Raw genomic sequence first — 14,070 nt, forward strand, 5'->3', positions numbered from 1 at the left:
AAAAAAGCCAAACATCACGGTTTGGCTTTTAATTGTATATTTAAATAATCTTAGTCTGCTAAAACAATTACTTTGTTATCTTTCATTTCGATAGTTCCTGAATTGATCGCTAGCGTGTAGTTCTGATCGTTTACTTTGGTAAACAGTGCTTCTGTCGCCTCATCTACAAAACTGAAACTTGTAGCTGCAATTTTAACAGTCCCTTTTTGTAGTAATGAAACTATTGGCGCGTGATTATTCAACATTTGAAAATACCCATCAACTCCTGGAAGTGAAATGGAAGTGATTTCGCCTGAAAATAATTTTGTTTCTGGTGATACTATTTCTAAAATCATTTTTATAGTGATTAGTAATTAGTAATTAGTAATTAGCAGCAACTGAATACTGCCAACTCCTAACTGCTAACTGATTTACGCTTCTGCCAACATTTTTTCTCCTGCTTCGATAGCGTCTTCAATAGTACCTTTAAGGTTGAAAGCTGCTTCTGGCAAGTGATCTAATTCACCATCAATAATCATATTGAATCCTTTGATAGTATCTTTAATGTCAACCAAAACTCCTTTTAATCCTGTAAATTGCTCTGCTACGTGGAAAGGTTGTGACAAGAAACGTTGTACACGTCTCGCTCTTGAAACCGCCAATTTATCGTCTTCTGAAAGTTCTTCCATACCCAAAATTGCGATGATATCTTGCAATTGTTTGTATTTTTGAAGAATTTCTTTTACTCTTTGTGCACAGTTGTAATGCTCATCCCCAATAATGTGAGGCGCTAATATTCTAGAAGTAGAATCCAATGGATCTACCGCTGGGTAAATACCTAGCTCAGCAATTTTACGAGACAATACTGTTGTTGCATCAAGGTGAGCAAATGTTGTTGCTGGTGCCGGATCCGTTAAGTCATCCGCAGGAACGTAAACCGCTTGTACAGATGTAATAGATCCTTTGTTTGTAGAAGTAATACGCTCTTGCATTGCTCCCATCTCAGTTGCCAATGTTGGTTGATACCCTACCGCAGATGGCATACGACCCAAAAGTGCCGATACCTCAGAACCTGCTTGTGTAAAACGGAAGATATTATCTACGAAGAAAAGAACGTCTTTTCCTTGATCTGAACCTGCTCCATCACGGAAATACTCTGCAATAGACAATCCTGAGAGTGCCACACGAGCACGAGCTCCAGGAGGTTCGTTCATTTGACCGAAAACGAAAGTAGCTTTAGACTCTCTCATTCCTGGCATATCTACTTTTGACAAATCCCATCCTCCATTTTCCATAGAGTGCATGAACTCCTCTCCGTATTTTATAATTCCTGACTCTAACATCTCACGAAGTAAGTCATTTCCTTCACGTGTTCTTTCCCCTACTCCTGCGAATACTGAAAGTCCACCGTGACCTTTTGCAATATTGTTGATCAACTCCTGAATCAATACTGTTTTACCAACACCTGCACCACCGAACAATCCAATTTTACCCCCTTTTGCATAAGGCTCAATCAAATCGATTACTTTGATACCTGTAAATAAAACTTCAGATGAAGTCGATAAATCTTCGAATTTTGGAGCTTGTTTGTGAATAGGCATTCCGTTTTCACCTGCTTTTGGCAAGTTTCCTAAACCATCAATAGCATCTCCGATTACATTGAACAAACGTCCGTAAACATCTGCACCAATCGGCATTTGAATTGGAGCTCCTGTTCCAACTACTTCATACCCTCTGCTCAAACCGTCTGTTGAATCCATCGAAATGGTACGAACTGTGTTTTCACCGATGTGAGATTGTACTTCAAGAACTAAAAGAGTTCCATCTTTTTTAGTGATTTCTAATGAATCATAAATTTTTGGAAGTTCAACATCTTTTCCGTTGAAAACTACATCGACAACTGGTCCGATGATTTGGGCAACTTTTCCTATTACTTTTGACATTGCTTATGTATTTATTAAATAGCTAATCTGGTTTATGAATGACAACTAATCGACGCTAATCGAATAGGTTTGTTTTTTCAGGTTGCAAAGATAATTTTTTAAAATATAAAAATCAATACTTTTTTTATAAAAAAACAGTGCTCTTTACCAAGACTTCGAAAAGCACCTAAAAAAAGGACAAAAACAGCTATAAACCAAAAAACCACCACGTTAGAAGTGATGGTTTTCTGGTAACTTATGATATATTTTAATTAAAGTGTCTTTGGAAACAATATTCTATAATCGCCAAGATTTACTCCTTTTAAATTTGAACCGTATGTTTTATTGATAGCTTCAATAAAAGAATTAGCAATCAAAGCATAGCCTCTTGGAGAAGGATGAACCCCATCAGTCGAAAATCCTCCGCCTGTAATGAATGCTCCAGTAACAGTGAATCCGTTGGCAGAAATTCCAGTACTAGACACTTGTGACATCAAAGCGTTGGTGTCGACAAAAGCCAACCCTTTAGCAGCAGCCACAGCTTTTATTTTAGCGTTATACGCATCTGTTGCTGTTTTTACCAATGCCGTTTCTCCTGCGCTTAAAATCGCCTTGTCTTCCATTGGATAAGTGACACCGATGGTGTTGTTATTTGGCGGAAACCCAGGCTGAATAGTTCCAATTGTGCCTGCTGAGCTCAATACTACATAATCCCTAGTTGCTGATGATGCACTAGCATGACGTGCTTTTCCATACAAAGTTCCTAAAAAGCCAGCTGTAGCTGCTGGAAAATTAAACGGAGGTCCTTGTAAAGCTACTGTAAATAAAGGTGTTGCATCATAGGTTAGCATATCATCTGCTATCAGAAGCGGATTCGTAGAACTTACAGTAAGCGTTTGAAAACGTGCTGGTTGACTAGCCGATGCTAAAATTGCATTTAACCCCCCCCATAATTGATTCAATGATGCAACTTGAGCAGCATTTAGTGGAACAGGATTTGTGGCAACAAAAGTAAAGAATGGCAATGAGTTCACATAAGGAATATTTGCTATGACTCCTTTTGGAGACACGGCTGTCATCGTGTTCACTAAAGCATCATAAGTGGCATCAAAGCCAACTCCAGCAGCGCCTGCAGAAGGGGTAATCGGATTGGAACCATCTCCACCTGAGGTTGCATACCCCAAAACATCATTGTTTCCTATCCAAAGGGAAAAAAATGTTGGTGTTTGTGCCGCAGCGTAGCTTAATACTGAAGTCGTTGCATTTGGCGCAAAACGAACATAATAAGGGTTCGCAGTACCCATAGAAATCCCAGCTAAGCTACCGTAACTTGGAGATAATAAATGAAAACTTTTGGCTCCAGGAACTCCACAGTTATTATATGGTCCGCCTGCAACTAAAGACGTCATAATCTCAGTTGAAGGAGTTCCAGCAACCGGAACTGGGGCTGCACCTCCTGTCGAGGCCAATCTTGGACCAGCGACAGGCACTCCATTAACTTTAAATCCACCAATGTTATCGGCCATAAATGGAACTTTGAATTCTCCTCCACCAACGGTAGCAAATTGCTGTGCCATAATATAGGTATAGGATACTTTTTGCCCCTCAATAAATAAGGCATTATCTGAATATCCAGCGGTTAATGAATTCCCTAAGGAAACAAATTTTGAAAAATTTGCGCTTCCTGCAGTTGGAGGTAATCCATCGGTTGTATTGTACACAACAACCTCTTCATCATTATTATTATTACAAGCTACAAAGGTTGCCGCAACCAATAGTAACCATTTGAAATTTTTTATCATAATCTTATATTTTTATTTGTTGTTGACTGATTGATTTACGGATTAATGGTCCAAGAAATGTAATATTGTTGGCCGATGGCTCCAGCCCCTAATACTTGGATATAATCTTGGCCTCCAAGGTTTGTTGCGCCAAGTTTTAATAAAGATTTTAATTTTGGCAACCCGTAGTTAACTTGAGCATCGAGTACCGTTGCAGATTCAATCATACCGTCAACCATTGTTGATTCCCATAAATATTCAGTATTCCATCTAACGCTAACATTAAATCCAAAGTTTTCGAATAATTTTTCGTTGCCAATTGAGGCTCTAATCTTATGCTTAGGTGTGTTGAAGCCTGCTTCGAAGCCCGGATCTTTGGCTTGGTCAAAATCAAATTGAGCATAGTTATAATTAATTCCGAAATCATAATAACCGAACATTCTTTTTGAAAGGCCGATTCCAATTCCAAATGATTGTATTTTTAAATCGGTATTGGTGTATAATTGAAAGGCTCTAAAATTACCATTACCAAGTGCATGAAGTGTTTGAACCGCAGGATTGGTAACATAAGATGGTGCTCCTTGCGCAAAATCGAAGGTCTCGCTCACTGTTCCGTATAAAGGAGCTAAAGACACTGTGTTTCCAATAAAATTATTGTAGGTATTATAATATCCGTTAAGATCAATGTTAACCCCTTCATATTGCGAACGGTATCCTAGCTCAATTGCTTGCACTTCTTCCGGTTTTACATTACTTACATTGGTCACTTTTAACAATTTGGCTGCTCCGGGTGTATTGCCAGGATTGGCCGCTAAAAAGGCTGCAAATTCGTTGACTGATGCTCTTGTATATGAATTTTGATAGGCATTCTCGCCAGTTATGGTTACAGAAGAACCTCCTGCATAAATTTGCCCGACCGCTGGAGAACCATTTGCAACAGGTCTGGTTTCAGAATATCTCAATAAATTGTCTGGAGCCGAACCTATTAATACAGCACTTCCTACATTGAAACCAATGTATTGGTCTTGAGTACTTGGGTTTCTAAAACCGGTTTGATAGGAGGCTCTAAAATTGTGCTGTTTGTTTGCTCCACCGGCATAAACAAAAGAAACTCTTGGAGAAAAACTTCCGTCAAAGTTTTGGGATTTATCATATCGAACGGATCCTGTAAATTTCAATCGGTCTTCTAAGTATTTCTTTTGAAATTGGGCGTAAACACCATATTCATCGTAATAAATTGGCCCCTGGTCATCTGTGTAAATTCTACCGAATGAATTCAATTCGTATTGTCGGTACGAACCCCCAAGCTGAATTTCTCCATATTTAATAATGTCTCTAAAATTATAATTAACATCAGCATGGTATATTCTAGAATTATCTACCAATTTAGACCCTGTTAATACATCTGGGTCGGCAATTACAGTATTGAAGGCATTTTTAAATTCTGGAGTACCAGGCAAATATCTACCAGTATCAGCCACTTTTCTCGACATGATATGAGCGCTTTCAGGCGTTTGGCCGGCAAGTGTAGCTTGAACAAAAGTTCCTGCATATTGTCCGAACCAAGTAGTATCATCTTTCCACTTTCTGTTTACATTCAAACCTGTAAATTGCATGTCATAAGATTCGCCACCGTCTTCTGTGGTAGTATATCCTCTAACAAAAAAGTTTTTCCCTTTTACTTCCAATTTATGTTGTGACATATAAAAGTTATTCAAGTAATATCTATTTGCCCCTTGGTAAACTGCATTACCAAAACCAAATTTACTTTGCCAGATTACTTCCAATCTTTCGTCTCCCAATGGTCTTAAATAAAAAGAGTAGTCAATTTTAGTATTTCCCGCTCTGTTGTTTGTCAAATCCACCTCGTTATAGCCCGTTCTACTTACATTATAATTAGGTAATAAATTTACTGCAGCAGCTGGGATTAACCCTCTTTCGGCTAAAGCTTGCCCCACAGCTTTTATGTTTGTTGAAGCTTCATCGCCATACACGTTGATACCGTCATAATTCACATCACTTCTTGTAATTCCTTCTCCTTGGCGTGTTTTGTCGTCGTAATTCACAGCAAACCAATCGGTTCCTTGCATATAGGTAAAGTTGGCCTTGGCAGCAAAATACTTGTTGAAAGTATGCGCCATTCGGATACCAAAATCATAAAAACTATTGGTTCCTGCTGCTTCTTGACTGGTTGCTCCATACTTTAAATAGGTAGAAATCCCCTGATAGGTAAATGGGCTTTTGCTATTCATAAACATTATTCCATTAAATGCATTTGCACCATATAAAGCAGATGATGCTCCTGGCAATAACTCCACACTTTGCACATCGATGTCCGAAACACCTATCATATTTCCTAAAACAAAGTTCAACAGAGGGGAAGAGTTATCCATTCCGTCAACCAACTGCATAAAACGAGTGTTGGCCACTGTTGCAAAACCACGAGTATTTATCGATTTGAAAGTCAAACTACTAGAGTTCATTTGCACTTCTTTCATGTTTTCCAAACCATCGTAAAAAGTCGGGGAAGCTGTTCTTTTAATCTCCTTAAGCCCCATTCTTTCGATAGTTACAGGAGATTCCATAACTCTTTCTGGTGCTCTCGAGGCTGCAACCACCACCTCATCTAATGTTGTTTCAGAGTCAACGAGTTTAATTGCAACATTTTGATTGTTGGACGCAACATTTACTTTTTTGGTTTGATGTCCCAAACTTGTTATTTCAAGTGTAAATGGCGGGTTTAATTTTGATGTTAAAGTAAATTTTCCATCAGCATCCGTAACCGTTCCTCCTTTGTCACCAACTATTTTCACGTTGACTCCTGGAATGGGTTGGCCGTTAGTTTCTGTAACTGTGCCTGTTATTGTATTTTGAGCGAAAGAAATGCCGCAAAAAAACAATGACAAAATAAGTAAATAGCATCTCATTTGAATGAATTTTTTTAGTTAATGCGTCGAAAGTACAAATATTTTTGATATTACTAAAAAAACACTAGATATTTTTAATAATATATAATTTCACTATAGTTAACTATATGAATAACCATTAAATTAATTTCGTTTTTTTAGTTAAAATAATGCGATTTGTTATGCGTGCATATAAAAATAGATTTTGAAATTTACAGATTCTTAAAAAAACAAGGCAAAAAAAAAGCGAGAAAAAAATCTCGCTTTGTATGAAAATATGTGCAAAAAGTTTATTCCACCGTAACTGATTTAGCCAAATTACGGGGCTGATCTACGTTACAACCTCGCATGACGGCTATATGATACGATAATAATTGTAATGGAATTGTAGTAATCAGTGGTGATAAGGCATCTGAAGTTTCAGGAATTTCAATTATGTAATCAGCTAAACCTCTTACTTGCGTATCTCCCTTTGTCACAATTGCTATAATAATACCGCTTCGCGATTTAATTTCTTGGATATTACTCACTATTTTGTCATAATGCCCTTGTTTTGGAGCAATTACAATCACTGGCATATGTTCGTCTATCAAGGCGATTGGACCATGCTTCATTTCGGCAGCAGGATACCCCTCGGCGTGAATATAAGAGATTTCTTTGAGTTTCAAAGCTCCTTCTAGTGCTACAGGAAAATTATACCCTCTTCCTAAGTACAAGCAATTGTGAGAGTTTTTGAAAACTTGAGCAATTTCTTTGGCCTTCGCATTGGTCTCTAACGCCTCTTTTACTTTTTCGGGGATAATTTCTAATTCTTGCAAGTATCTGTGAAAATCAGTTTTTGACAAATTTCCTTTGGCTTTAGCCAAACGCAATGCTATCATGATTAAAACGGTTATTTGTGTAGTAAAAGCTTTAGTAGAAGCTACTCCAATCTCCGGTCCTGCATGAGTATGCGATCCTGCGTGCGTTTCTCTAGAAATAGAAGAACCAACCACATTACAAACGCCGTAAACAAAAGCGCCTTTTTCTTTGGCTAATTTAATAGCCGCCATTGTATCGGCAGTTTCTCCCGATTGTGAAATAGCAATTACCACATCGCGTCTATTGATAATTGGATTTCTATATCTAAACTCTGATGCATATTCTACTTCAACGGGGATTCTCGTAAATTCTTCAAATATATACTCCGCCACTAAACCAGCATGCCAAGATGTTCCGCAAGCCACAATTATAATGCGCTCCGCATTCAAGAACTTTTCTAAATTATCCTCAACACCTGACATTTGGATAATGCCTTCATTCGCATGAAGTCTTCCTCTATAAGTATCTGTAATTACGCTAGGTTGTTCGTAAATCTCTTTCAACATAAAGTGGTCATACCCCCCTTTTTCGATCTGCTCCAAATTCATCTGAAGCTCTTGAATATATGGGTCAACCAAAGTGTCGTCTTTAATTTTTCGGACTTTCATTGGTTTATGCAACCTGATGTTTGCCATTTCGCCATCTTCTAAATACACGGCATTCGAAGTATATTCTATAAATGGTGAAGCATCAGAGGCTATAAAATATTCGCCTTCGCCAATTCCTATTGCCAATGGGCTTCCCAAACGGGCTACGACAATTTCATCAGGGTTTTTTTTGTCAAAAACAGCGATTGCATAGGCACCGAATACTTGATTCAATGCTACTTGAACTGCTTTTCCTAATTTAAGTTTTTCCTTTCTTTGAACTTCTTCGATAAGATTTACAAGAACTTCAGTATCGGTATCTGAATGAAAAACATAGCCTCTTTTTATTAACTCAACTTTCAGTGGAGCATAATTTTCGATGATTCCGTTGTGGATAATTACTAAATCCCCTGAATTTGAAACGTGAGGATGTGAGTTGAATCATTCGGAATACCGTGAGTTGCCCAACGTGTGTGTCCAATTCCGATGGTGCCATTAGTGGAAATTTCATCTGAAGTTTTTGCTTCAAGATCTACAACTTTTCCTTTGGTTTTTGAAAGTTTGATGTTCTCGCCGTCAAACAGCATAACGGCAGCACTATCATATCCTCGATATTCTAGTCTTTTCAATCCTTTTATTACGATCGGATAAGCCTCTCTATAGCCAATGTATCCAACAATTCCACACATAGTTCTGGTTATTTAGGTTTTGTATAATATATTTCTAGTTTTAGTAAGTTTTTGTCGGTAGGATTTGAACTAGATCTGCCTCCGTAAATGACCGTTCCTAAAGGATTCATAACGCTTGATTTTGGCGCTGCTTTAATCCAAACAGAAGCCGTTTTTAAATCATAAGAATTTGAAATATCGATGCTTTCGGTGACTGAAACACCCAACTTAACATTGGTCGAATCGGAGTATTTTACCAAATTCCTGATATGATTTGTGATTCTTACTTTATAGTTAGAGCCTCTCTTGGCAACAGCGTCCATATTTATATTTCCATCAAATACAACTTTTGCTTTTTTGGGTCTAACTGAAGATGTACCGTCAATAAAATAGTCAATTATTGGACGACTGTTTTTGTAATCATTCAAATAGATTCTTTGTGGCTCGTAGCTGTCTTTCATTGCATTGGCATCAATATTAAAAACCAGACTGGCTTCATTAATCAACCATCCTTCTTTTCGAATGTTGTCCAATTCGTCCGAAACCCCATTTGGTCCAGTCAGATTTCCGTTTTTATCGTAGCCTATCAAATCCTTTTTCTCGAAAAGATCGATAACTGCCAAAGAGCCTTCGCCTCCTTTTAAATATAATTTTTCGTCACCTATAACTCGGTTTGGATTGGTAGTTGCCGAAGCATAGGCTGCATTGGTGTTGCTTTGCTCTAAAAAATTTGCGGTACTGCCTGATAAATTTAGCACTATCGATTTATCAACCAATGTTTTGTCGGTAGCCGAAGTTTCTTCTTTATATTTGATAGTAATCGTTCCTTTGGCAAAATTAATCATAGCCAAACTTCCTTTATCAGCCCCTGACTGTTCCACTTTGAAATAAAGCCCTTTGAAGTAATTGACAAAAACATCGTTGGTAGTCAAACTACCTGCAGGAGCGTTTATTATTTTATTTTTGAAAAAAGTGGCGTTCAATTTCAAACGCATACTTGGTGGCGTCCTTGTAATTAAAGGCGTCCCTGTCAAACTGGTTGAACTAAATCTATTTTCTCTTGGATTAAAGAAAAACTCATCATTTTGCGCAGTATTGGGATCATTATTTAATCGATTCCCAATTTTATAATTATCAAATTCAGTGTTTTGATCCGTATAAAAAGTTTGTGGTGTCCCACTTTGAGTCCCCATATAACGACCTGACTCGAATACGCTCAATTTAATTTTCGCCAATGCTTGTCCATAAATCGAATCTAATTCATAGGTGCGATTCCCACTGGCTTCTGTGGTAAGTACTGTGCTAAAATAAGGTACGTCAATCATAACACTATCGATTACTGGATTTAGGCCAATCGTCGGGTTTACCGATGCTAATGTTACTTGAGTTGCAAAACTGGCGACTGTTTTCTCAAATGCTGGATTGTCATAAATCCCCAAAGCATTAACTTGCAAATTATTAGATTGAATTGCAGTAACTTTTTCGTTATGAGCTATTACAGCTGAATTATACTTTACCAACTCAAAATTATTATCACCAATCAATGCATCACCAACTGCACTATACTCTTTATCACAGGAAACAAAAAGAAGGATGCTTACTAAAAATAATAGGGTCTTAAAAAAAGAATTATTGTGCATGTTTATCAGAAAATATTTAATTTATAGAACAAAATTTTTATAAAAGTTAGAATACGTTTCAGCGAATTTATCTTTCGAGGCGAAAGGTAAAAAAGGTTTTCCTGAAGATTCTATAAATTTTGTTAAACTTGAAGAGAGGTTTTCTGAAGCGATAATTACTGCATCAGAATGATTAATAGTTGCCTTCATAATATTTTCGTAATCTGGAGTTTCCAAATCAGAAATAGCATCTAGTGGCACACCATCAAATTTTATTTTGTTGATCATTTCTATATCTAGAGCACCTTCGAAAGACTGCCCGTAAACCGAGGTAACGATTTTAGTGTCTGAAAATAAAGCTTCGTTTTTATAAAAATGCTTCATATAAATGGGGAGCATAGCGGCCATCCAACCATGGACATGAATAATATCGGGAACCCAGTTCAATTTTTTTACTGTTTCGACAACCCCTTTTGCAAAGAAAATGGCTCGTTCATCATTATCCGGAAATAGCACTCCATCCTCATCTGTGAAAGTTGCTTTCCGTTTGAAATACTCATCATTATCAATAAAATAAACTTGAATTCTTTCTTTAGGTATAGAAGCCACTTTTATAATCAAGGGCATATCTAAGTCATTTACCACCAAATTCATCCCAGAAAGTCGAATTACTTCGTGCAACTGATGCCTTCTTTCGTTAATGTTACCATATCTTGGCATGAAAATTCTAATTTGTCCGCCTTGATTATTGATCATTTTTGGCACTTCGTAAGACATTGAAGAGACCTCATTTTCAGCTAGATAAGGCACAACTTCAGATGATACATATAATATCCTCTTATCTTCCATATTGTAAATTACTTAATTTATTGGCAATAAAAACCATGCAAAATTACAAAAATTTATGCAGTTATAGACTAAAATATTATGTTTGCAAATTATTTCAACAAAACGCCTATGCCTATTTTCTACGGAAAAGCAGTTTTGGCAGACTATTTAAAGTCTATTAAAACCCAAGAATCCACCATTGGTTTTGTCCCAACAATGGGTGCTTTACACCAAGGTCATTTGTCGCTAATGCAACAATCGATGGCGAAAAACCCCATCACAGTTGTGAGTATTTTTGTCAATCCAACTCAGTTTAACAACCCCGAAGACTTAGCTAAATATCCAAGAAAGCTGGAGGAAGACCTTGCAAAAATCAATGCTTTGAATCCCGAAATAGTCGTATATGCCCCTCCTGTCGAAGATATATATGAAGGCAACCCGGCTTCACAACATTTCGACTTCGATGGCTTAGAAAATCAGATGGAAGGTCGCTTTAGACCCGGTCATTTTGATGGTGTTGGCACTATTGTCAAACGTCTTTTCGAAATTGTGCAGCCTACTAACGCTTATTTTGGTAAAAAAGATTTTCAACAATTGCAAATTGTAAAGAAAATGGTGGCTAAAAATAAAATGAACGTCAACGTAATTGGTTGTTCAATTTATCGGGAGCCAAACAAATTAGCAATGAGTTCTCGCAACGAACTGCTGTCACCCAAAGAACGACACGAAGCTTCAATTATTTATGAAACTTTAATCCAAGCAAAAGCAAAATTTGAAAATTCTAGTGCTAAAGAAGTAACCGAATGGGTTCAAAAATCATTTGAAAATAATCCAGTTTTTACTTTAGAATATTATCAAATTGCCGATGAGGACACACTCCTGCCTTGTTTACGAAAAAGCAAAAACAAGAAATATCGGTCATTTATTGCCGTTTTTGTTAACAATATTCGATTGATTGATACCATTTCATTAAAATAATTTACTTTTGCACCATGCAAATACAAGTAGTAAAATCTAAAATTCACCGTGTAAAAGTCACAGGCGCCGATTTAAATTATATCGGAAGCATTACTATTGACGAAGCACTGATGGATGCTGCAAACCTCATCGAAGGCGAAAAAGTCTCGATTGTAAACATCAATAATGGCGAACGATTCGAAACTTATGTCATCGTTGGCGAAAAGAATTCTGGTGCAATAACCCTCAATGGTCCAGCGGCCCGTAAAGTGCAAAAAGACGATATTATCATCATCATTTCGTATGCAACGCTAGAGTTCGAAGAAGCCAAAACCTTCAAACCTTGGATTGTTTTCCCAAACGAAAACGACAATTCTTTGACCTAAATCAATAATTTTAAATCATTTAGAGCATTAAGAAAATTAAGGTTTGCAGTATGCTTAATAGAACGAGTGAAGCGAACTTAACGTCCTTAATGGTTTTTAAAAAATCAATGTTCGCACCATTTACAGTTGAAAATTAAAAAAAATTAAAATCTTTTATATCAATTTACTTTAGACTAAATTTGGATTTAAATAAGTTCAAAAATAATGTCGAAAGTAAAAACTTCCTTTTTTTGCCAAAACTGTGGCGCTCAATATTCAAAATGGCAAGGACAATGCAATTCCTGTAAAGAATGGAACACCATCGTCGAAGAAATCATTCAAAAAGAAGAAAAAACCAGTTGGAAACCTGCTTCTTCGGATTCGAAAAGAGTTTCGAAACCCTTGCGCGTCAACGAAATTGATTCTGCTCAAGAAATCCGAATGAACACGACCGATTCCGAACTCAACCGAGTATTGGGAGGTGGGATTGTTCCCGGCTCTTTAATCCTTTTGGGAGGCGAACCCGGCATTGGGAAAAGCACACTATTGCTACAAATTTCTTTGAAATTACCCTACAAAACCCTTTATGTTTCAGGCGAAGAAAGCCAAAAACAAATCAAGATGCGTGCCGAAAGAATCACGCCAAACAGCGATAATTGCTATATTCTTACCGAAACCAAAACCCAAAATATCTTCAAACAAATTGAAGCTATCCAACCCGAAATCGTCATCATCGATTCGATTCAAACCTTGCACACCGATTATATCGAATCGACTCCGGGAAGTATATCGCAAATTCGAGAAACCACTGCCGAATTGATAAAATTTGCCAAAGAATCGAATGTTCCCGTGATTCTGATTGGTCATATTACCAAAGACGGAAATATTGCAGGACCCAAAATTTTGGAGCATATGGTCGATACCGTTTTGCAATTCGAGGGTGACCGAAACCACGTCTATCGCATTTTACGTTCACTCAAAAACCGTTTTGGCTCCACTGCCGAAATAGGAATTTACGAAATGCTGGGCAACGGTTTGCGCGAAGTTTCGAATCCATCAGAAATATTGATTTCCCACAAAGACGAGGAATTATCAGGAACCGCCATCGCCACTACCCTCGAAGGAATGCGCCCGCTGATGATCGAAATTCAATCCTTAGTGAGCACGGCAGTTTATGGAACGCCACAACGCAGCACAACGGGTTACAACGCCAAAAGGCTCAATATGATTTTGGCCGTTTTAGAAAAAAGAGCTGGTTTCAGGTTGGGTGCCAAAGACGTTTTCTTGAACGTGACAGGCGGAATTTCGGTAGATGATCCCGCTATTGATTTGGCTGTCGTTGCCGCTATTTTATCATCCAATGAAGATATTCCTGTGAATAAAGATTTTTGTTTTGCTGGCGAAGTAGGCCTTTCGGGTGAAATCCGTCCAGTGAACCGAGTGGATCAACGCATTCAAGAAGCAGAGAAGTTGGGATTTTCAACCATTTTTGTATCCAAATACAATAAGATCGCCTTGAAAAACACCGCGATCAAAATACGATTGGTGGCGAAAATTGAAGATGTAGCAAGTGAATTGTTTGGATAAGAATAAAAAT

9 protein-coding genes and 1 pseudogene are annotated in these 14,070 nt (G+C 37.5%); 3 read left to right on the top strand and 7 right to left on the bottom strand.

All coding sequences use genetic code 11. From position 1 onward, the window contains the following. Positions 1 to 50: 50 nt before the first annotated feature. The 7 genes and pseudogenes from ACIQ1E_RS06360 to ACIQ1E_RS06390 form a co-directional block, all read right to left on the bottom strand. Positions 51 to 335, bottom strand: coding sequence for a FoF1 ATP synthase subunit delta/epsilon (locus ACIQ1E_RS06360; protein WP_396169745.1), 285 nt, complete (start codon positions 333 to 335; stop codon positions 51 to 53). 75 nt (positions 336 to 410) lie between these two features. After that, complete coding sequence (gene atpD, locus ACIQ1E_RS06365) at positions 411 to 1,922, bottom strand: F0F1 ATP synthase subunit beta (protein ID WP_396169747.1); 1,512 nt, start codon at positions 1,920 to 1,922, stop codon at positions 411 to 413. Between the two features lie 251 nt (positions 1,923 to 2,173). Next, complete coding sequence (locus ACIQ1E_RS06370) at positions 2,174 to 3,703, bottom strand: G-D-S-L family lipolytic protein (protein WP_396169749.1); 1,530 nt, start codon at positions 3,701 to 3,703, stop codon at positions 2,174 to 2,176. Between the two features lie 35 nt (positions 3,704 to 3,738). After that, positions 3,739 to 6,609: a TonB-dependent receptor domain-containing protein gene (locus ACIQ1E_RS06375; RefSeq protein WP_396169751.1), complete on the bottom strand. Its 2,871-nt coding sequence runs from the start codon at positions 6,607 to 6,609 to the stop codon at positions 3,739 to 3,741. 269 nt (positions 6,610 to 6,878) lie between these two features. Beyond that, a pseudogene (gene glmS / locus ACIQ1E_RS06380) lies at positions 6,879 to 8,725 on the bottom strand (glutamine--fructose-6-phosphate transaminase (isomerizing)). A gap of 8 nt (positions 8,726 to 8,733) precedes the next feature. After that, positions 8,734 to 10,344 (bottom strand): DUF4270 domain-containing protein, encoded by a 1,611-nt coding sequence (locus ACIQ1E_RS06385; protein ID WP_396169753.1) that lies wholly within the window; start codon positions 10,342 to 10,344, stop codon positions 8,734 to 8,736. Positions 10,345 to 10,365: 21 nt separating this feature from the next. Next, entirely contained in the window at positions 10,366 to 11,172 is an 807-nt protein-coding gene (locus ACIQ1E_RS06390; RefSeq protein ID WP_396169755.1) for a glycogen/starch synthase, read from the bottom strand. A 78-nt stretch (positions 11,173 to 11,250) separates the two neighbouring features. Between ACIQ1E_RS06390 and panC the strand changes: the two genes are divergently transcribed. The 3 genes from panC (at position 11,251) to radA (ending at position 14,060) form a co-directional block, all read left to right on the top strand. Beyond that, positions 11,251 to 12,129 (top strand): pantoate--beta-alanine ligase, encoded by an 879-nt coding sequence (panC, locus tag ACIQ1E_RS06395; RefSeq protein ID WP_396169757.1) that lies wholly within the window; start codon positions 11,251 to 11,253, stop codon positions 12,127 to 12,129. 14 nt (positions 12,130 to 12,143) lie between these two features. Then, complete coding sequence (panD, locus tag ACIQ1E_RS06400; protein WP_396169759.1) at positions 12,144 to 12,494, top strand: aspartate 1-decarboxylase; 351 nt, start codon at positions 12,144 to 12,146, stop codon at positions 12,492 to 12,494. Between the two features lie 204 nt (positions 12,495 to 12,698). Further along, positions 12,699 to 14,060 (top strand): DNA repair protein RadA, encoded by a 1,362-nt coding sequence (radA, locus tag ACIQ1E_RS06405; protein WP_396169760.1) that lies wholly within the window; start codon positions 12,699 to 12,701, stop codon positions 14,058 to 14,060. Positions 14,061 to 14,070: the final 10 nt, after the last annotated feature.

Origin of the sequence: Flavobacterium sp. (genome assembly GCF_044348915.1) — a bacterium.
Lineage (GTDB): Bacteria > Bacteroidota > Bacteroidia > Flavobacteriales > Flavobacteriaceae > Flavobacterium.